The following is a 20,021-nucleotide window of genomic DNA, read 5'->3' on the forward strand; positions in this document are numbered from 1 at the left end:
TTAGAACTATGCAGACGCCCCGCATCGCAGCAGGCTCCCTCTCCCGCGTGCGGGAGAGGGCTGGGGTGAGGGCGCCCCAGGCACTGAGCTACTGGTCCAAATCACGGACGCCCGGTAAGAGAAAGTCGCCATCCAGCGGAGCGCGGCGCGGACGATGATCGATCTGACACAGGCTTACGAGGCGCTGCTGGGGGCGGCGAGCTCGATCGGCGCGGAATTCACCTCGCCCTGGTTCTACACCCAGCTCGGCATGATCATCGCGGCGCTCGGCGTCGGCCATGGCGGCGGCGCCCTGATCAAGGCGCGGGTCGACATGCCCCGGCTGACGATGGGCTGGCCGGCGCCGCTGCGGATGTTTCTACGGGTGGTGGTCGACAGCGCCTGGACGGCGATTTTCGCCGTGGTGGTGATCGCCATTCGGCTGGTGATGCTGCAGGCGACCTGGCCGAGCCGCAGCTACCTGATCGGCATCTCGGCCAAGCTGGCGCTGGCCTGGCTGGTGATCCGGCTGGTCACCAGCATCCTGCGCAACGCGTTCCTGATCCGGGTGGTGTCGGTGTCGGCCTGGTGCATCGCCGCGCTCAGCATCGTCGGGCAGCTGTTTCCGGTACTCGAAGCGCTCGACTCCGTCGCGATCGTGGTCGGCGATCTGCGGCTGTCGCCGCTGCTGGTGCTGAAGCTCACCGTGCTGCTGGCGGTGGCGCTGTGGCTCGCCAATATCGGCAGCAATTTTTTCGAAGGCCGCATCAAGCAGACCGCCGATCTGACGCCTTCGATTCAAGTGCTGCTGATCAAGCTGATGCGGATCGGCCTGATGGTGGCGGCGATCGCGCTGGTGATGAGCGCGGTCGGCATCAACCTGCAGGCGCTGGCGGTGTTCTCCGGCGCGGTCGGCGTCGGCATCGGCTTCGGCCTGCAGAAGATCTTCGGCAATTTCATCTCCGGCGTGATCCTGCTGGCCGACAAGTCGGTCAAGCCCGGCGACCTCGTCACCATCGGCGACAGCTCCGGCCGGATCAGCGCGATGAACACCCGCTACATTTCGGTCGCCGCCGGCGACGGCCGCGAGTTCCTGATCCCCAACGAGGACCTGATCACCCAGAAGGTGGTGAACTGGACCTACACCGACAAGAACACGCTGGTGAAGGTCGCCTTCGCCACCAATTACGATGCCGATCCGCGCATCGTCTGCAAGCTGGCGGTCGAGGTCGCGGCGGCGGTGCCGCGGGCGTCCAAGACCAAGCCGCCGGGCTGCATCCTGACCGAATTCACCGACACCGGCATGAAGTTCGCGCTGACGTTCTGGATCGCCGAACCCGACGGCATGGACGGCGTCAGGAGCGAGGCGATGCTCGGGCTGTGGGACGCGTTCAAGCGCGAGGGCATCCGCGTTCCCTATCCGGTGCGCGAATTGCGGGTGCGCGGCGGCGCGCTGCCGGTCGAGACCATCGTCGAGACGCCGCAATAAGCGGCTCCGGGCTCGCCCGGAGCCGCTTCGGCTTGCGTGCGGCGCCGTGATGACTAGATTGCATGAATCCTTCCCGTTCCCCGAACCAGACCGGCCCGATGAGCTACGTGGACGCCTCCGACGCCGCCCTCCGCAAGACAGGGCAGATCAAATTGCACGGCGCCGCCGGCTTCGCCGGCATGCGCAAGGCCGGCCAGGTCGTGGCGCAGTGCCTCGACGAGCTGGTCGACATCGTGAAGCCCGGCGTGCCGACGTCGCGGATCGACGATTTCGTGCGCGACTTCGCCTTCAGCCACGGCGCCTTCCCGGCGACGCTGATGTATCGCGGCTATCGCTATTCGACCTGCACGTCGATCAATCACGTGGTCTGCCACGGCATGCCGGGCGACCGGCCGCTGAAGGAAGGCGACATCGTCAATGTCGACGTCACCATGATCGTCGACGGCTGGTACGGCGATTCGAGCCGCATGTACCCGATCGGCCCGATCGCCCGTAAGGCCGAGCGGCTGATCGACGTCACCTACGAGTCGCTGCTGCGCGGCATCGCAGCCGTGAAGCCGGGCGCCACCACCGGCGACATCGGGCATGCGATCCAGAGCTTCGTCGAACCGCAGCAGATGACCGTGGTGCGCGACTTCTGCGGTCACGGCCTCGGCCGGCTGTTCCACGACGAGCCGAACATCATCCACGTCGGCAGCCCCGGCCAGGGCGCGGTGCTCAAGCCCGGCATGTTCTTCACCATCGAGCCGATGATCAATCTCGGCAAACCCTATGTGAAGATCCTGTCCGACGGCTGGACCGCCGTGACCCGCGACCGCTCGCTGTCGGCGCAGTTCGAGCACTCGATCGGCGTGACGGAAACCGGCTGCGAGATTTTTACGCTGTCGCCCAAGGGCCTCGACAAGCCACCATTCGTGAGCTGAGTTCGTCGACCATGTAGGGTGGGCGACGATGTAGGGTGGGCAAAGGCGCGCAGCGCCGTGCCCACGCGCGCCATCAGCTCACTGCCTGGGGCACCCTCACCCCACCCCTCTCCCGCAAGTGGGAGAGGGAGCAGGCTGCCTGCGGAGAGAGGCTGTGCGCTATCCTTGAGACAAAACGATCAGCTCTGAGACCGAGATCATCACTCGCCCCCTCCCCGCGCACGGCGAGCCCCCTCTCCCGCTTGCGGGAGAGGGTTGGGGTGAGGGCGACGCGGGCACTGAGGTCGTTACTTCAACGCCGCAGCCCCCTGCTCCGCGTGGGCACGCTTCGCTTTGCCCACCCTACGGATAACTAACCGCGCAGCGTGCCGCCGGTTTTCTTCGTCACTTCCGCCACGATCTTGGCGCCGACGGCGTCGATCTCCGAATCCGTCATGGTCTTGTCGCGCGGCTGCAGCGTCACGGCGATCGCCACCGACTTCTTGTCGGGATCGATACCCTTGCCCTCATAGACGTCGAACACGCCCACGGACGTAATCAGCTTCTTGTCGACGCCCTGCGCGGCGCGGACCAGATCGGCGGCCGCGACCTTGCGGTCGACGATGAAGGCGAAGTCGCGCGACACCGGATGGAACGCCGACAACTCCAGCGCCGGCTTGGCGCGGGTCGGGCGCTGCTTGGCGTCGGGGATCTTGTCGAGGATCACTTCGAACGCCACCAGCGGGCCAGCGGCGTGCAGCTGCTCGAGCACGCGCGGATGCAGCTCGCCGAAGTAACCGAGCACGTTCTGCGGCCCGATCTGGATCGCGCCGGAGCGGCCCGGATGCAGCCACGCCGGCAGCTTGTTAGTGGCGATCTGCAGCCCCGCCATCGGCGCGCCGGCCGCGGCCAGCACCGCGAACGCATCCGCCTTGGCGTCGAGCGCGGACGCCGGCGCAGAGCCCGACCAGTGCCGGCCGAGCCCGGCCGACGAGGCGACGCCGCGGCGTACGCCGCTGGCCGCAATGAACTGATCCTGCGGCCGGTCACCCTTGAAGATCTGCCCGACCTCGAACAGCGCCAGATCCGGGAAGCCGCGATCGGCATTGGCCTGCGCTGAAGCGATCAGCCCGGGCAGCAGGCTCGGCCGCATGTCGGACAGATCCGACGCGATCGGATTGGCCAGCGACAATTCGGGCTGACCGCCACCGAACAGCTCGGCCGCCGGTTTGGCGATGAACGACCAGGTCACCGCTTCGGTGAGGCCGCGCGCCGCCAGCGCGCGCTTGGCGCGGCGGGTGCGGGTCTGGATCTGGGTCAGCACCGGCTTGCGGGGAGTCTCGCCGCGGTCGAACGGCGTCATCGGCACCTTGTCGACGCCGACGATGCGGACGATTTCCTCGACGATGTCGGCCTTGCCGTGGACGTCGCTGCGCCACGACGGCACCGCCACCTTCACCACCGCGCCGGTGCCGGCCACCATGAAGCCGAGCTGCGTCAGGATGCGGCGCGCTTCGGTGAACGACACTTCGATGCCGGCGAGCCGCTTCACTTCGCTGAGCGGGAAGTCGATGACCCGGTCTTCGCCGAACGCATTGCCGACGACGATCGCCTCCGACGGCGTGCCGCCGCAGAATTCCATCACCAGCCTGGTGGCGAGATCGAGCCCCGGCACCATGAAGGCCGGATCGACGCCGCGCTCGAAGCGATAGCGCGCGTCGGTGTTGATCCCGAGCCGGCGGCCGGTCTGGGCGATGTTGATCTCGTTCCACAGCGCCGATTCGATCAGCACGTCGGTGGTCTCGGCCGAGCAGCCGGACGCTTCGCCGCCCATGATGCCGGCGAGCGATTCGACGCCATGCTCATCGGCGATGACGCAGACGTTGTTATCAAGCGTGTAGGTGCGACCGTCGAGCGCCAGCAGCGTCTCGCCATCCCTGGCGCGGCGCACCACGAGGTTGCCCTTCACCTTGGCGGCGTCGAACACGTGCAGCGGGCGGCTCCGGTCGAACGTCAGGTAGTTGGTGATGTCGACCAGCGCGTTGATCGGGCGCAGCCCGATCGCGGCGAGCCGCTTCTGCAGCCACTCCGGCGACGGCCCGTTCTTGACGCCCTTCACCAGCCGCAGCGCGAAGCCGGGGCACAGCTTGGTGTCCTCGACCGTCACGCTCACCGGGCACGGGAACTCGCCCTTGATCGGCTTGACCGACGGATCCTTGAACTTGCCCATGCCGGCGGCGGCGAGATCGCGCGCGATGCCCGACACGCCGGCGCAATCCTGCCGGTTCGGCGTCAGATTGATATCAAGCACCGGATCGCCGAGCCCGGCCCAGGCCGCATAGGCGGCGCCGACCGGCGCATCGGCCGGCAGCTCGATGACGCCGTCGTGATCCTCGGAGATTTCGAGTTCGGCCGCCGAGCACATCATGCCGCGGCTTTCGACGCCGCGAATATTGCCGATGCCGAGCGTGAAATCCTTCGCCGGGATGTAGGTGCCGGGCGCCGCGAACACGGTGAGGAGACCCGCCCGCGCATTCGGCGCGCCGCACACCACCTGCACCGGCGCGCCCTCGCCGGTGTCGACGCTGCAGACCTGCAGCTTGTCGGCGTTCGGATGCTTCTCGGCAGTGAGCACCTTGGCGATCGTGAACGGCGCCAGCGCCTTGGCCTTGTCCTCGATGCCCTCGACCTCGAGCCCGATCATGGTGAGCTTGTCGGCAAGCGCACCCAGTTGCTCGTCGGTGTCGAGATGATCTTTCAGCCAGGAGAGGGTGAGTTTCATCGGTTGTTACTTCCGTCTGGCGCAGTGCGTGGATCGTTCTTTGTCGAGAAGCTGTGCCGCGCGTCGCCCTCACCCCAACCCTCTCCCGCAAGCGGGAGAGGGAGTCGGCCGTGCCGAATGGAGAGGCGGCGGGTCATGCGGTTAGTCCGAACTATCTGGTGTAGGCCGCGGCTTGGCCGCGCGCGCGGCGCGCTCCCTCTCCCGCTTGCGGGAGAGGGTTGGGGTGAGGGCCCTTGCGGCGAGCTCAGTCGCAATGCTCTGCAACACCCCGTCACGATTGTTCATCACGTCGGCATTGCTGAGGCGGATCACCCGAAACCCGCGCGCCTCGATCGCCGCCGTGCGAGCCGCATCGGCGCGCTCGGCATCGTCGGAATAGTGCTGACCGCCGTCGAGCTCGACCACCAGCTTCTTCGCATGGCAGGCGAAGTCCGCGATGAACGGCCCGATCGGGACCTGACGCTTGAATGAAAAGCCATCGAGCTGCTTGTCGCGCAGCGCCGCCCACATCAGCCGCTCGGCGTCGGTCGACTTCTTCCGCAGCTCGCGCGCGTGGCGGCGCTGGCCCGGAGATACATTCCAGGTCGGTTTCGGCGTCGGCTGCTTCGGATCGTCCATCGCAAGCTCCGTCCCCGTGTCGCCCTCACCCCACCCCTCTCCCGCAAGCGGGAGAGGGAGCGCGCCGTGCGCAATGGCGAGGTCTTCAATCATCTCGACGACAAATCTTTTCAACTAGCCGACAGCGTTTGAGCAATGAGCTCCCGCAAGCGCGGCCTGCTCCCTCTCCCGCTTGCGGGAGAGGGCTGGGGTGAGGGCGACGCGAGTCGCAGCTTCAACGTCCAGCCGGACAAGCGCACTAGCGCCAGCGAATACCAAACTCACGAACTCAATCCGCCCGCCAGCGACGGAATATCCAGCGGCTTGAAGCCGTAGTGATTGAGCCACCTTGCGTCGGCTTCGAACAGCTGCCGCAGATCGCTCATGCCGTATTTCAGCATCGCGATGCGGTCGATGCCCATGCCCCAGGCGAAGCCCTGGTACACGTCGGGATCGAGGCCGCAGGCGGTGAGCACGTTGGGGTGCACCATGCCGCAGCCGAGAATCTCCAGCCAGTCCTCGCCCTCGCCGAACCGGATCTCGTCCTTGCCGCGGCGGCACTGGATGTCGACTTCCAGCGACGGCTCGGTGAACGGGAAGAACGACGGCCGGAACCGCATGTTGACGTTGTCGACCTCGAAGAACGCCTTGCAGAATTCGTGCAGGATCCACTTCAGGTGACCGAGATGGCTGCCCTTGTCGATGACGAGGCCTTCGACCTGATGAAACATCGGCGTGTGAGTCTGATCGCTGTCGCTGCGATAGGTGCGGCCCGGACAGATCACGCGGATCGGCGGCTTCTGGCTCAGCATGGTGCGGACCTGCACCGGCGAGGTGTGAGTCCGCAGCAACAGGCGCGAGCCGTCTTCCTTCGGGTTGAAGTAGAAGGTGTCGTGCATCTCGCGGGCCGGATGGCCCTCGGGGAAGTTCAGCTTGGTGAAGTTGTAGTCGTCGGTCTCGATGTCCGGACCTTCGGCGACCGCAAAGCCCATGTCGGCGAAGATCGTCGTAACCTCGTCCCACACCTGGCTGAGCGGATGAAGCCGGCCGGCCTCCGCCAGCGGCTCGCGCAGCGGCAGCGTGACGTCGATGGTCTCGGCCGCCAGCTTGGCGTCGAGCGCTGCAGCCTTGAGCACGTCGCGGCGCGCGGTGAGCGCTTCGTTGACGGCATCCTTGGCGCGATTGATCGCGGCGCCTTCGGTCTTGCGCTGCTCGGGGTCCATCTTGCCGAGCGTGGCAAGCAGCGCCGAGACGGAGCCCTTCTTGCCGAGCGCGCCGACGCGCACCGCCTCGAGCGCAGCCTCATCGGAGGCGGCGGCGATATCGGCGAGGATCTGGGTTTGCAAAATAGAGAGGTCGGTCATGACGATCCTTCATGAGGATGCTTGAACCGGCTCTCCATGTCCGTCATGCTCGGGCTTGTCCCGGGCATCCACGCCTTGCGGCATGGCCAACAGAGAAGACGTGGATGGCCGGGACGAGCCCGGCCATGACGACTTCAATGCTTGCACAGACAGGCGCGACCGGGACGCCTGTTGTGAGACGACCTCAGGCCGCGAGCGCGGCCTTGGCCTTCTCGGCAATCGCCTGGAACGCCGCCGGTTCGGTGATCGCGAGGTCGGACAGCACCTTGCGGTCGACGACGATGCCGGACTTCGACAGGCCGTTGATGAACACGCTGTAGGTCATGCCGAACGGACGCACCGCGGCGTTGATGCGCTGGATCCACAGCGCGCGGAACGTCCGCTTCTTGCGCTTGCGATCGCGGAACGCGTACTGGCCGGCCTTATCGACCGCGGCCTTGGCGGCCCGGATGGTGTTCTTGCGGCGACCACGGAAACCCTTGGCGGCCTTGTAGACTTTCTTATGCTTGGCGTGAGCCGTCACACCGCGTTTGACGCGAGCCATGACTGATCTCCTTCATCTGAAATTGGTTTGCTTGGCCGCGCGCACGCGGCCCGATGATGAGGTTGCCGCGCTTGAGGGCGCGGCCAGAACGGTCAGGCGTTCGGCAAGAAGTACTTCTTGATGTTGTCGCCGTCGGTCTTGAAGATCACGCGGGTGCCGCGAAGCTGACGGATCTGCTTCTTGGTACGCTTGATCATGCCGTGGCGCTTGCCGCGCTGGGCGGACATCACCTTGCCGGTGGCGGTGACTTTGAAGCGCTTTTTGGCGCCCGATTTGGTCTTCAACTTGGGCATTTGGCTCTCCTATGCCACGCGCGAATAGCGCCCGAAGGCGCTGCGGCGGCGAATATGCTCGTTAGAGCGTTGAAAATGCTCGATCTATCTCAACCAGACAGGTCGGCAGGGCTCACCGCCACGGCAGCCCTTGATCAGCCGGGCGATGAAGCAACGGCTTATGGCAGAGCGCAGCCGGATTGGCAACGCCAAACGGACGCCGGCCGGGCGGGCGGCGCGGCACATCGCTTGCCGGACGAATTTACGGTCGCGGTCGAACCTGACGGCTCCTATCCTTGTCGCATCGTTGTGACACATTGCGCGGCGCCGACCGCAGCCCGACCCGCGGCCCACGACCAGATCTGGAGATCGACATGTCCCCCCTCCGTCCGCAACCTCCGCGCTCCCGGCCCGGCTTTGCTCGCATCGGTCTGCTGACGGCCGCCGGCCTGCTGGCCGCGCTGACGACCTCGGACGCCGAAGCCGCCCGGCGCCGCGCCGCCAATTTCGACGGCACCTGGAACGTGGTTTTCGCCACCCGCGCCGGCAATTGCAGCCCGACCTACAACGCGCCATTCGCCGTGCAGGGCCGCCGCGTCGCCTCGGCCGGCGGCGGCAAGGTGACGGGCGGCATCACCGGCGGCGGCAACGTCGCGGTGCGAATCTCGGTCGGCGCCTCGGTCGCCAACGGCCGCGGCCGCCTCGCCGGCACCACCGGCACCGGCACCTGGAGCGGCGTGATCCAGGGCGACCGCTGCCACGGCGTCTGGCAGGCGACGCGGAGCTAGGTCGGTTCTTTTCCAGCGCGCGCCTTTTCGCCCGCGGCTCCCTCGCCTCAGGCACTGCGCGCCGACGGAGCTTCAACAAGAAAACGGCCCGTCAGATGAGCTGACGGGCCGGACGCGTGATCAAATCTGAAACTGCTGCGCTCAGCGCGGCGCCAGAACCATCACGACCTGACGACCTTCAAAGCGAGCGTCCTGCTCGACTTTGGCGATTTCGGCGACGTCGGCCTTCACCTTGTCCAGCAGCTTGGTGCCGATGTCCTGGTGGGCCATTTCGCGTCCGCGATAGCGCAAAGTGATCTTCACCTTGTCGCCTTCCTCGAAGAAGCGCTGCATCGCCTTCATCTTCACGTCGTAGTCGTGGTCGTCGATCATCGGGCGGAGCTTGATCTCCTTGATCTCGACGATCTTCTGCTTCTTGCGCGCCTCGGCGGCCTTCTTCTGCGCCGAGTACTTGAACTTGCCGTAGTCCATGATCTTGCAGACCGGCGGACTGACGTTCGGCGAAATCTCGACCAGATCCATGCCGGCTTCCATCGCCATCTTGATCGCGACGATGGTCTCGACCTTGCCACGGTTCACACCGTCCTGGTCGATCAGCTGGATCTCGTGGTTGCGAATTTCATCGTTTGTGCGCGGCCCATCCTTGGCAACGGGGGGCGGGGCTCTGTTGGGACGGCGAATGGTGGCTTCTCCAAAATTGTGAACGTTGGTGGCGAACGATCGATCACGGCATCACGCAGCGGCACCCACCGACTGCACCGATCCGATCACGCTCCATATAGGTCACAGCGTGACCAGACGCAAAACGGCGACCGGGCTCAACACCACGGCCATGCGCTTTTCTGATCGCGGCGCAGTTTGACGGAAGAAGCCCCGACCAGCAAGCAGACTTCCGCATAACCAGCGAAAACTGGTGCCGATCCGCGTCTTTTCCGTCACGCAGCGCCCGCATCTGCCTCGATTGACGGCGCGGCCGAACGTACTGCAAAGCAAATCCGCAACGAGGCACTTGATCCATGACAAATCAGCAAATCGCCAGTCCGGAGTTCATCACTGTCGGCGAGGGCCCGGCTCAGCGCCGGATCGCGGTCCGGTCCCGGCCCGGCAGCGGGCCCGGCCTGTTCTGGCTCGGCGGCTTCAACTCCGACATGACCGGCACCAAGGCGGTGGCGCTCGACGCCTTCGCGGCGGAGCGCGGCCGCGCCTGCATCCGGTTCGATTATTCCGGCCATGGCGAATCCTCCGGGGCCTTCGCGGACGGCACCATCGGCCGCTGGCTCGAGGATGCGCTTGCGGTGTTCGACCGCTTCGCCAAGGGCCCGCAGGTGGTGATCGGCTCGTCGATGGGCGGCTGGATGGCGCTGCTGCTGGCGCGCGAACTGATCCGCCGCGGCGGCACGGGCCCGGCCTCGCTGGCCGGCCTGGTGCTGATCGCGCCGGCGCCGGACTTCACCGAAGCGCTGATGTGGAAAGGCTTTTCGCCCGAGATCCGGCGCCAGATCGAGACCGAGGGGGTCTGGATGCGGCCCTCGGAGTATGGCGAGCCCTATCCGATCACCCGGGCGCTGATCGAGGACGGCCGCAACCATTTGCTGCTCGGCGGCACGATCAGCACCGGCTGCCCGATCCGAATCCTTCAGGGCAAGCAGGACCCCGACGTGCCCTGGACCCACGCCTTCGCGCTCACCGAGCACCTGCCCTGCGAAGACGTCGTACTGACCCTGATCCAGGACGGCGACCACCGCCTCTCCCGCCCGCAAGACATCGCCCGGATGCTGGCCGCGGTGGAGGAGTTCGGGTGAGCCGAGGTGACGTCACCCCAATCCCCGCCGTCATCGCCCGCGAAGGCGGGGGATGACGGCTGACAGTGGCGCAGCGTCATGCGCTTCAGCGCGCTAGCTCGTCAGGCCCCACTCCGCCCGCACACTCTCATCGACCTCGTCGCCGAGATGCCGTTCGCGCAGCGCCGCGAACTGATCGTGCGCAACTAACCGCCCCAGCGCCCACACCGCCGCGCCGCGCACCGCCGGATCGGCGTCGCCGAGCAGCCGCTCCGCATCCTGAGCGAGACCTGCATCCCCCGAATTGCCGATCGCGATCAGCACGTTGCGGACGAAGCGGTCGCGGCCGATGCGCTTGACCGGGGACTTGGTGAACAGCGCCCGAAACGCCGAATCGTCGAGCCGGACCAGTTCGGCCAGCGGCCGCGCCCGCAGTCCGTCGCGAGACGCCAGCTTCGCCTCGCGGCCCGCTTGCGCGAACTTGTTCCACGGGCACACCGCGAGGCAATCGTCGCAGCCGTAAATACGGTTACCAAGTTGTTGACGGAATTCGTGCGGGATCGGGCCTTTGTGCTCGATGGTCAGATACGAGATGCAGCGCCGCGCATCGAGCCGGTACGGCGCCGGAAACGCCGCGGTCGGACAGGCATCGAGACAGTTCCGACACGAGCCGCAATGATCGCGCTCGGCGGCGTCGGGCGGCAGCTCCAGCGTGGTGAAGATCGCGCCGAGAAACAGCCAGGAGCCGAACTCGCGCGACACGAGATTGCTGTGCTTGCCCTGCCAGCCGACGCCGGCCGCATGAGCGAGCGGTTTTTCCATCACGGCCGCTGTGTCGACGAACACCTTGAGCTCGCCGCCCGCAGTGGCGACCAGCCAGCGCGCCAGTTGCTTCAGCCGCGCCTTGATGACGTCGTGATAATCGTCGCCCTGCGCATAGACCGAGATCGCCCCGCGATCTCTCTTGCCCGCCACCGCCAGCGGATCCGTTGTAGGACCATAGTTGACGCCGAGCATGATCACGGAGCGCACCTCGCTCCACATCACCCGCGGATCGGCACGCCGCTCCGGCCGGTCTGCCAGCCAGGCCATCTGCCCATGATAATCAGCAGCGAGGTAGTCGCGCAGATGTCCGAGCGCCTCGGGGATGGCATCCGGTGCGCAGACACCGATCGATCCGAAGCCGAGCGCAAGCGCCTGCGCGGCCAGCTCTGCCTTCAGTTTGCCGCAAGCATTTTCGGACGAATCCGGCGCCGGTCCGGCCCGGTTCAGAAGTCGAGATCCACGTAGGTCCGCGACGCCGGCACCCCCGCCAGCCACTCGCTCAGCAGCGGACGGAATGACGGCCGCGACTTGATCCGCGCGTACCAGGCCTTGGCGGCTTCGTCCTCGATCCATGGCACGTCGCCCAAATAATCGATCGCCGACAAATGCGCCGCAGCGGCGAGGTCGGCGTAAGTCATCCGGTCGCCGGCGAGAAAGTTCCGCGTCCGCGCCAGCCAGCCGATATAGGCCAGATGATAGCGCACGTTGGCGGTCGCGGCGCGGATCACGTCCATGGCCGGCGGGCCGCCGCCGTCCTCTTCGCTCATGAAGCGCTTGTAGATGCGCTCGGTCACCAGCGGGCCGCTGGCTTCCTCGAAGAACTTGTCGTTGAACCAGTCCAGCAGCCGACGCACTTCGATCCGCTCGGCGATCGATTGCGGCAACAGCCGCCGGTCGCCGAAGCCTGCGCCATGTGACTCGTCGAGAAACTCGGCGATCACGCCGGCGCCCGGAACCGGCGGCTGCCCTTCGGCAATCAGCACCGGCGTCGTACCGGCCGGATTGAGCGCCAGGAACGCGGTTCGGCGCTCCCACGGGCGCTCTTCAACCAGCCGCAAGTCCAGACCGTGTTCACCGAGCGCAAGCCGCACGAACCGGGATTGCGGGCAGAACGGGTGGTGAAACAGGGTGTACATGGCGACCTTGATAGTTACGCAGGCTTAACAAACTGTGGCCGACAATCGGCGGTCGTGATCGCGGCGCGGCCCGCGGCGGCGCCAAACTACTGAAGTGCGGCGCGCTGGCAAGGCGGCTTTTGGCAAGGCAGCTCCGGCACATTTTTGACATTGCGGCCCGCTACCGAATGCGCGACAAGGTTCCGCCTGTCCGAGACTGATCCCCCTTCCAGCGGACTACCCCCATGCTTTCCGATATCATCAGGGCTGTCATTCTCGGCATCGTCGAGGGTGTAACCGAGTTTCTGCCGGTGTCCTCGACCGGCCATCTGCTGCTCGTCGGTCGTTTCTTCAATCTCGGCGAGGACGCGTTCTGGAAAAGCTTCGCGGTGCTGATCCAGCTCGGCGCGATCCTGGCGATCCTGTCGATCTATTTCGCCAAATTGTGGCGGATTGCGCTCGGGATGTTTTCCGACCCGGCCGCGCAGCGCTTCGTCATCGGCGTCTTGGTGGCATTTCTGCCTGCCGCCGTGATCGGCGCGGCGGCAGGTTCCTACATCAAGGCCTATCTGTTCAATCCTTGGGTGGTGTGTTTCTCGCTGATCGTCGGCGGCGCCATCCTGCTGTGGGTCGATCAGCTCGACCTCAACCCGCAGCACCACGACGCCACCGCGTTTCCGATCAAGATGTATTTCTACATCGGCTGCGCCCAGTGCATGGCGATGATCCCCGGCGTGTCACGCTCGGGCGCCAGCATCGTCGCGGCGATGCTGTTCGGCGCCGACAAGCGCTCGGCCGCGGAGTTCTCGTTCTTCCTGGCGATCCCCACCATGGTGGGGGCATTCGCGTACGACTTCTACAAGAACCGCGGCGAGATGACGACCGATCACCTCACTATCGTGGCGGTCGGCTTCGTGGTGTCGTTCATCACCGCGGTGATCGTGGTGAAGACGTTCCTCGGCTACGTCACCCGGCACGGCTTCGAGCTGTTCGCCTGGTGGCGCGTCGTGGTCGGCACGCTCGGCCTGATCGCGCTGGCGATGGGCCGCTGATCGGCCCGGCATCGCCGGCATCGCCGCATCAGGCGGCGCGGCGATGTCACGCTCCGACGTTTTTGCGCGCGAACTGACCGGTGGCGCGGAAGCGCCAGAGATAGGACGGCACGATCGCCTGCATCGAGTCCGGCGTGATGCCGAGGCCCTGCAGCGTCAGCCCGGCGCTAACGGCAGCTTCCGACACGACGTTGTCCACCTTCAGCAGCGAAACCTGATCGGGCGTCAGCTTGAAATCGCCGGGGGCAAACTGCAGCAAGCCCGCCTGCAGGCTGGCGAGCCCGAACGGCAGCGGCAGCAGCCACCGCTTGCGATCGACGGTGTCGAGAATCAGCTGGATGATCTCGCGCATCGTCATCTGCTCGGGACCGCCGAGTTCGTAGGTCGCGCCCGGGCGGGCATGGCCCTCGACCGCCTCGGCGACCGCGCGCGCGACATCGCCGACATAGACCGGCTGCAGCTTGGTGTCGGCGCCGACCAGCGGCAGCACCGGGGAAATCCGCGCCAGCGTGGCGAAGCGATTGGTGAACTGATCTTCAGGCCCGAACACAACCGAGGGCCGCAGGATCGTGGCCTGCGGCACGGCCGCCAGCACGGCCTGTTCGCCGGCCGCCTTGGAGCGGGCGTAACGCGCCGCTGAGTTGGCATCGGCGCCGATCGCCGAGACATGCACCATCCGGGCGCCGACCGCCGCAGCCGCGTTGGCGATCGCCGCCGCGCCGTCGGCCTGCACCGCATCGAATTTCTGGGCGCCGCCCTCGGCCAGGATCCCGACCAGATTGATCGCCACGTGCGCGCCACGCATCGCCGCCGCCACCGATTCGGGGTAGCGCAGATTGGCCTGCACGGCGTGGATCTGTCCGACCCGGCCGAGCGGCTGCAGATGCCCGGCAAGCTCCGGACGCCGCACCGCCACCCTGATTCGGTAGTCCCGCCGGGCCAGCGCGCTGACCACATGGCGGCCGATGAAGCCCGAACCGCCGAAAACCGTGACGAGGGTGTCGATATTGGAATGCATACGGATCATCCTGGGTCGGAAAGGCGCGCCGGAAAGCTCCGGCAATCGCCCTTATTCTGGCGGTTTCGCGTTAAGCCATCAACCTTTCGCTGTACAGCGGAATTGGCAACGCAAAGCAATTTGACATTTCCGTATCGGGTCCCTATCAACCCGCCCGGGCCCAGGTGGCGGAATTGGTAGACGCGCTGGTTTCAGGTACCAGTGGGTAACACCGTGGAGGTTCGAGTCCTCTCCTGGGCACCATTGCCCTGCCCGCAGCTCTTTGCTGTTTCTTGTTGTGGCTGCCCCTTCCCGCCCTCCTCTCGTTGATGTCGGCATCTCGGCCGCATGGCTCGCCACTTGCTGGCTCGAGCGTTAGGTTGAGCGGCGCTTCGAGGCGTCGGCCTCGTCTTCCCAAACAACGGTTTGCCTGACCATGACCATTCGACTGCACCGCGGCGATCTGCCGGATCTTTCGCGCTACACCACCTCTGTGGCGATCGACACCGAGACGATGGGGCTGCATCCGCATCGCGACCGGCTGTGCGTGGTACAATTGTCGAACGGCGACGGCAGCGCCGATGTGGTGCAGATCCCGCGCGGCCACAGCGACGCACCGAACCTGAAGCGGCTGCTGGCCGACCCCGGCATCGTGAAGATCTTCCACTTCGCCCGGTTCGACCTCGCCGCTCTCTACAACGGGCTCGGCGTGATGCCGCAGCCGGTGTACTGCACCAAGATCGCCTCCCGGCTGTCGCGCACCTACACCGATCGCCACGGCCTCAAGGATCTGGTCCGCGAGCTGCTGAACGTCGATCTGTCGAAGCAGCAGCAGTCGAGCGACTGGGGTGCCGAAACGCTGAGCGACGCCCAGCTCGCCTATGCGGCGTCGGACGTGCTGCATCTGCACGCGCTGCGCGACAAGCTCGATGTCATGCTGGCCCGCGAGAACCGAACCGAGCTGGCACAGGCCTGCTTCGCGTTCCTGCCGCATCGCTCCCGTCTCGACCTCGAGGGCTGGAGCGAGGAAGACATCTTCGCGCATTCCTAGATTCGCGTGATTTAACGGGCGGAATCGCCCCGTTTCGGTCATACTCGTCGTCCTGATGGGCTTGTGATCGGCTCGGCTCCTGGGTCCCCTCGCCTGTCGCGTTGATTGCGACTATCTGGGGTTGCTCCTCCGCGTCGGATTGCTGCCGGCCGGTTCCCTGTCCGGAGCAAAGATTGGAAACGGCAAGGTGCGCGACTGGCTGCTGAGGCCTGTCCCGGCCTCGCGCGGGAGCGGCGGTGGCATCAGTTCAGACGGCGACCTATCGGACCAGCATGGAGGCGCGCTTCGCGGCAGCGGCGCGTCACAGCCGGCTGGTGCGGACGCTGCGCCTGGCGGTGCCGCTCGCGGTGGCTCTCTCGCTCGCCGCGATCCTCGCCATCTCGGTATTCAACCCGTTCCGCATGCTGGCAAAATTGCCGCTCGACGTCGGCGACCTGGTGGTCTCCGGCACCAAGATCACGATGGAATCGCCGCATCTGGCCGGCTTCACCAATGACGGCCGCCCGTACGAGATGTGGGCGCGCTCGGCGACCCAGGATCTCACCAGCGCCGACCACGTCGACCTGCACACCCTGCGGGCCAAGGTGGTCAACGACGATCAGTCGACGGTGGTGATCGAAGCCCGGGACGGCAAATTCAACACCAAGGCGCAGATGTTGAACCTGCAGAAGGACGTCTATCTGCGCACCTCGACCGGCAGCGAAGCCTGGATGACACAGGCCGATATCGATATGGGCAAGGGCAACGTGTCGTCGGACGAGCCGGTCGACGTCAAATGGCTTGGCGGCAAGTTGCGCGGCCAACGGCTGCGGCTTACCGAGAAAGGCGATGTGATCCGATTCGAAGGCGGGGTTGTGATGAACCTGGACAATGCCAGCCTTCCGGCCGCTCCGGAAGACGCCGAAGCGCAGCCGCCGACCGCCCCCGCACCGCGAGCGGAGCAGACGGCGAAAGCCAAGTCGGCTCCCCGCCAACGTGAAGTGACCCGTCCATGACCACTGCCAGTTCTCGTCCCGCCCGCCGCATGCTGTGTGCGATTGCTGGCGCCGCGCTGCTGGCCGGCGCGACGGGAAGCGGCGCCTCGGCGCAGAGCGCCGTGCAGGGCGTTCCGAACGCCATGCAGGGCTTCTCGCAGAACCGCGACCAGCCGATCCAGATCGAATCCGACACGCTGGAAGTCCGCGACAAGAAAAAAGAGGCGACCTTCGCGGGCAGCGTCAAAGTGGTGCAGGGCGACACCACCATGACCTCCAAGAGTCTCGTGGTGTTCTATGATCAGGACCCGCCCGACGCCGGCCCGACCAAGCAGGCCAAGCGCAAGGCGATGCCGGCGGCGACGCCCGGCCCCGGCGGCACCTCGTCGATCCGCCGGCTCGAAGCCAAGGGCAATGTGGTCGTCACCCAGAAGGACCAGGTCGTGACCGGCGACAGCGCAGTGTTCGACACCAAGACCAATCTGGTGACGATGCTGGGCAATGTGGTGCTGACCCAGGCCAAGAACGTGGTCCGGGGCGATCGGCTGCTGGTCGACATGACGACCGGCGTGTCGCGGGTCGAGTCCAACACCGGCCGCGTGCAGGGCTTGTTTCAGTCGTCCGGCAATGGCAGCACCGGCAACCCGCTCGGCATCGGCGCTCCGGCAGCCGGTCAGAAGAAATGATCGCGCGATGGCGCCGACCCGCAGCACGGCGAACCGCGAAACTTGATCGGTGACGGAATGGTGGATCTTCTCGGCATGTTCCGGCGGCGAGACACGAAGCGGCCGGGCGTTGCTCGGCCTGGCCCGGATATCACCGCCCTGCAGGCCGAAGTTGGCGAGTTGCTGACTGCGCCGGTCCGCGACGCTCCGGTTGATCGTGCCGCCGGCCAGGAGGCGCCGCTGGCTCCCACCCCCGCCCCGCAGCGGCAACGCCGGCCGTCGGCAGCGCCGATGCAGGAGCGCGTGGCCCATGCCGGCTATCTGGCGGTCCACAGCATCGAGAAGAGCTTCGGCACCCGCAAGATCGTCCGCGGCGTCAGCATCTATGTCCGCCGCGGCGAAGCGGTCGGCCTGCTTGGTCCGAACGGTGCCGGCAAGACCACCGTGTTCTATATGATCACCGGCCTGATCAAGGCAGACCGCGGTGCGATCGAGCTCGACGGGCACGACGTCACCAAGCTGCCGATGTATCAGCGCGCCCGGCTCGGCATCGGCTATCTGCCCCAGGAGGCCTCGATCTTTCGCGGCCTGAATGTCGAGCAGAATATCATGGCGGTGCTCGAGGCGGTCGAGCCGGACAAGCGCAAGCGTGAGGCCGAGCTCGACAACCTGCTGCAGGAGTTCAACATCGAACGATTGCGCAAGTCGCCGTCGATCGCGCTGTCGGGCGGCGAACGTCGCCGCGTCGAAATTGCGCGGGCACTGGCGAGCCGGCCGAACTACATGCTGCTCGACGAGCCGTTCGCCGGCATCGACCCGATCGCGGTCGGCGACATTCAGGATCTGGTGCGCCACCTCACCAATCGCGGTATTGGCGTACTAATTACCGACCATAACGTCCGTGAGACACTTGGTCTCACCGACCGTGCCTACATCGTTTATGCGGGCGAAATCCTGACCGAAGGCACGCCAGAGGAGATCGTCAACAACCCGGATGTCCGCCGCCTTTACCTTGGCGAGGAATTCCGCCTGTAATCGGTTGCAGTCCGGGCGACGACGCGGCATGCTACCGGTCCCTTGCTCCCGCCGCCCAACTAACCGGCTGAGCCGCCTACTCCAAATTTCCAATTCGTCAAGGCGTATACATCAGCTTGGGAAAGGCGTAAGCAAGAAACGGACCAACTTGGATCGTTCTTGCCGCCATGGCACTTACTCAACGCCTCGAGTTCCGACAGTCGCAGTCGCTGGTGATGACGCCGCAGTTGATGCAGGCGATCAAGCTGCTGCAACTGTCCAATCTGGATCTAGCGACTTTCGTCGAAGACGAACTCGAGAAGAACCCTCTGCTGGACCGCGCGACCGATACGCCCGAGGCGCCCGTCGCGGGCGAACCGTCGATGGAGCGCGGCGAAGCCGGCGGCAGTGAGTTCGGCGGCGATGAGTTCAGCGGCGGCGGCGATCTAGAAAGCGGAGAGTTCGCAAGCGGCGACTCGTTCGAGCCGGGCACCGAAGATTGGATGCACCGCGATCTCGGCAGCCGCAGCGACATCGAGCAGACTCTCGACACCGGCATGGAGAACGTCTTCCCCGAGGAGCCGGCCGAGGCCGCGGCGCGCGCCGCGCAAGACGTCGCGCCCGCGTCCTACACCGAATGGGGCGGCGGCGCGTCCAGTGACGAGGGATATAATCTCGAAGCTTTCGTTGCTGCCGAAAGCTCGCTGGCGGATCATCTGTCCGAGCAACTCGCGGTCGCGCTGACAAATCCGTCGCAACGCATGATCGGGCAGTACCTGATCGATCTCGTCGACGACGCCGGCTATCTGCCGGCCGATCTCGGCGACGCCGCCGAGCGGCTCGGCACCACGCAGGCCGACGTCGAAGCCGTGGTCGGCGTGCTGCAAACGTTCGATCCGCCCGGCATCTGCGCGCGCTCGCTGGCGGAATGTTTGGCGATACAGCTGCGCGAACTCGACCGCTTCGATCCAGCCATGCAGGCGCTGATCGAGCATCTCGACCTGCTCGCCAAACGCGACATCACCAACCTGCGCAAGATCTGCGGCGTCGACGACGAGGACCTCGCCGATATGATCGGCGAAATCCGGCATCTCGACCCCAAGCCCGGCCTGAAGTTCGGCACATCGCGCGTTCAGACCGTGGTGCCGGACGTATTCGTCCGGCCCGGCCCCGATGGCGGCTGGCTGGTCGAACTCAACAGCGACACGCTGCCGAAGGTGTTGGTCAATCAGTCGTACTACTCGGAGCTGTCGAAGACGATCCGCAAGGACGGCGACAAGTCGTACTTCTCGGATTGCCTGCAGAATGCCACCTGGCTGGTACGCGCCCTCGACCAACGGGCTCGCACCATTCTGAAGGTCGCGACCGAGATCGTGCGCCAACAAGACGGCTTCTTCACCTTCGGCGTTGCCCATCTGCGGCCGCTGAATCTGAAGGCCGTCGCCGACGCGATCCAGATGCACGAATCGACGGTGTCGCGCGTCACCGCCAACAAGTACATGGCGACCAACCGCGGCACTTTCGAGCTCAAGTATTTCTTTACCGCGTCGATAGCGTCCGCGGACGGCGGCGAGGCTCATTCGGCCGAAGCGGTGCGTCATCACATCCGGCAATTGATCGATGGCGAAGATCCATCGGGGATTCTCTCCGACGACACCATCGTCGAGAAGCTGCGCGCAGCAGGCATCGATATTGCGCGCCGCACCGTGGCGAAGTATCGCGAGGCGATGCGCATTCCCTCCTCCGTGCAACGGCGCCGCGACAAGCAGAGCGTGCTCGGCTCGGCCCTGTCGACGGCGGATCGCTCCCGCGACATCGCCCCGGCTTGAT

The 20,021-nt window shown here is 65.9% G+C and carries 19 protein-coding genes and 1 tRNA gene; 11 read left to right on the plus strand and 9 right to left on the minus strand.

All coding sequences use genetic code 11. The features are described 5' to 3' along the window. Nucleotides 1-154 precede the first annotated feature (154 nt). Together LPW26_RS18505 and map are read left to right on the plus strand one after the other, a co-directional pair. Nucleotides 155-1,468: a mechanosensitive ion channel family protein gene (locus LPW26_RS18505; protein ID WP_238737015.1), complete on the plus strand. Its 1,314-nt coding sequence runs from the start codon at nucleotides 155-157 to the stop codon at nucleotides 1,466-1,468. Between the two features lie 98 nt (nucleotides 1,469-1,566). After that, the gene (gene map / locus LPW26_RS18510; RefSeq protein WP_238737051.1) at nucleotides 1,567-2,391 is read left to right on the plus strand and encodes a type I methionyl aminopeptidase; all 825 of its coding nucleotides are present in this window, start codon (nucleotides 1,567-1,569) and stop codon (nucleotides 2,389-2,391) included. Between the two features lie 352 nt (nucleotides 2,392-2,743). On the opposite strand, the gene pheT is transcribed toward map, so the two are convergent. From pheT to rpmI, 5 genes are all read right to left on the minus strand, one after another. Then, nucleotides 2,744-5,152 (minus strand): phenylalanine--tRNA ligase subunit beta, encoded by a 2,409-nt coding sequence (gene pheT / locus LPW26_RS18515; protein ID WP_238737016.1) that lies wholly within the window; start codon nucleotides 5,150-5,152, stop codon nucleotides 2,744-2,746. Nucleotides 5,153-5,293: 141 nt separating this feature from the next. Continuing rightward, a complete protein-coding gene (locus LPW26_RS18520) occupies nucleotides 5,294-5,770 on the minus strand; it encodes an endonuclease domain-containing protein (RefSeq protein WP_238737017.1) in 477 nt (158 codons plus the stop codon). A gap of 260 nt (nucleotides 5,771-6,030) precedes the next feature. Continuing rightward, the gene (gene pheS, locus LPW26_RS18525) at nucleotides 6,031-7,113 is read right to left on the minus strand and encodes a phenylalanine--tRNA ligase subunit alpha (RefSeq protein ID WP_238737018.1); all 1,083 of its coding nucleotides are present in this window, start codon (nucleotides 7,111-7,113) and stop codon (nucleotides 6,031-6,033) included. Nucleotides 7,114-7,297: 184 nt separating this feature from the next. Continuing rightward, a complete protein-coding gene (rplT, locus tag LPW26_RS18530; protein ID WP_011438946.1) occupies nucleotides 7,298-7,657 on the minus strand; it encodes a 50S ribosomal protein L20 in 360 nt (119 codons plus the stop codon). 92 nt (nucleotides 7,658-7,749) lie between these two features. Next, entirely contained in the window at nucleotides 7,750-7,950 is a 201-nt protein-coding gene (rpmI, locus tag LPW26_RS18535; protein ID WP_011438945.1) for a 50S ribosomal protein L35, read from the minus strand. A 353-nt stretch (nucleotides 7,951-8,303) separates the two neighbouring features. Between rpmI and LPW26_RS18540 the strand changes: the two genes are divergently transcribed. Continuing rightward, entirely contained in the window at nucleotides 8,304-8,717 is a 414-nt protein-coding gene (locus tag LPW26_RS18540) for a hypothetical protein (RefSeq protein ID WP_238737019.1), read from the plus strand. Between the two features lie 141 nt (nucleotides 8,718-8,858). Here LPW26_RS18540 and infC read toward each other — a convergent pair whose 3' ends face one another. Next, on the minus strand, nucleotides 8,859-9,398 hold the full coding sequence (gene infC, locus LPW26_RS18545) for a translation initiation factor IF-3 (protein ID WP_238737052.1): 540 nt from the start codon (nucleotides 9,396-9,398) through the stop codon (nucleotides 8,859-8,861). A gap of 335 nt (nucleotides 9,399-9,733) precedes the next feature. Between infC and LPW26_RS18550 the strand changes: the two genes are divergently transcribed. Further along, nucleotides 9,734-10,519, plus strand: a complete 786-nt coding sequence (locus tag LPW26_RS18550) for an alpha/beta hydrolase (protein WP_238737020.1) — start codon at nucleotides 9,734-9,736, stop codon at nucleotides 10,517-10,519. 93 nt (nucleotides 10,520-10,612) lie between these two features. On the opposite strand, the gene queG is transcribed toward LPW26_RS18550, so the two are convergent. Both queG and LPW26_RS18560 read right to left on the minus strand, forming a co-directional pair. After that, a complete protein-coding gene (gene queG / locus LPW26_RS18555) occupies nucleotides 10,613-11,818 on the minus strand; it encodes a tRNA epoxyqueuosine(34) reductase QueG (protein WP_238737021.1) in 1,206 nt (401 codons plus the stop codon). After that, entirely contained in the window at nucleotides 11,767-12,459 is a 693-nt protein-coding gene (locus tag LPW26_RS18560; RefSeq protein ID WP_238737023.1) for a glutathione S-transferase family protein, read from the minus strand. The genes queG and LPW26_RS18560 overlap by 52 nt, the downstream gene beginning before the upstream one ends. A gap of 224 nt (nucleotides 12,460-12,683) precedes the next feature. On the opposite strand from LPW26_RS18560, the gene LPW26_RS18565 reads away from it, so the two are divergent. Continuing rightward, on the plus strand, nucleotides 12,684-13,490 hold the full coding sequence (locus LPW26_RS18565; RefSeq protein WP_238737024.1) for an undecaprenyl-diphosphate phosphatase: 807 nt from the start codon (nucleotides 12,684-12,686) through the stop codon (nucleotides 13,488-13,490). 46 nt (nucleotides 13,491-13,536) lie between these two features. Here LPW26_RS18565 and LPW26_RS18570 read toward each other — a convergent pair whose 3' ends face one another. Next, nucleotides 13,537-14,508 (minus strand): complex I NDUFA9 subunit family protein, encoded by a 972-nt coding sequence (locus tag LPW26_RS18570; RefSeq protein ID WP_238737026.1) that lies wholly within the window; start codon nucleotides 14,506-14,508, stop codon nucleotides 13,537-13,539. A 158-nt stretch (nucleotides 14,509-14,666) separates the two neighbouring features. On the opposite strand from LPW26_RS18570, the gene LPW26_RS18575 reads away from it, so the two are divergent. The 6 genes from LPW26_RS18575 (at nucleotide 14,667) to rpoN (ending at nucleotide 20,020) form a co-directional block, all read left to right on the plus strand. Beyond that, nucleotides 14,667-14,751, plus strand: a tRNA-Leu gene (locus LPW26_RS18575). Nucleotides 14,752-14,923: 172 nt separating this feature from the next. After that, nucleotides 14,924-15,538 (plus strand): ribonuclease D, encoded by a 615-nt coding sequence (locus LPW26_RS18580; RefSeq protein ID WP_238737028.1) that lies wholly within the window; start codon nucleotides 14,924-14,926, stop codon nucleotides 15,536-15,538. A 236-nt stretch (nucleotides 15,539-15,774) separates the two neighbouring features. Then, complete coding sequence (lptC, locus tag LPW26_RS18585; RefSeq protein ID WP_238737029.1) at nucleotides 15,775-16,533, plus strand: LPS export ABC transporter periplasmic protein LptC; 759 nt, start codon at nucleotides 15,775-15,777, stop codon at nucleotides 16,531-16,533. Then, on the plus strand, nucleotides 16,530-17,198 hold the full coding sequence (locus LPW26_RS18590; RefSeq protein ID WP_406677862.1) for an LptA/OstA family protein: 669 nt from the start codon (nucleotides 16,530-16,532) through the stop codon (nucleotides 17,196-17,198). Before lptC ends, LPW26_RS18590 begins: the two co-directional genes overlap by 4 nt. Nucleotides 17,199-17,255: 57 nt before the next feature. Continuing rightward, nucleotides 17,256-18,212 carry an LPS export ABC transporter ATP-binding protein gene (gene lptB, locus LPW26_RS18595; protein ID WP_238737030.1) on the plus strand — a complete coding sequence of 319 codons (957 nt, stop codon included), beginning with the start codon at nucleotides 17,256-17,258 and terminating at the stop codon, nucleotides 18,210-18,212. A 167-nt stretch (nucleotides 18,213-18,379) separates the two neighbouring features. Then, nucleotides 18,380-20,020: an RNA polymerase factor sigma-54 gene (rpoN, locus tag LPW26_RS18600; protein ID WP_238737031.1), complete on the plus strand. Its 1,641-nt coding sequence runs from the start codon at nucleotides 18,380-18,382 to the stop codon at nucleotides 20,018-20,020. Nucleotide 20,021 lies beyond the last annotated feature (1 nt).

It is taken from the genome of Rhodopseudomonas infernalis, assembly GCF_022271405.1.
In the GTDB taxonomy this organism is placed as follows: domain Bacteria; phylum Pseudomonadota; class Alphaproteobacteria; order Rhizobiales; family Xanthobacteraceae; genus Rhodopseudomonas; species Rhodopseudomonas infernalis.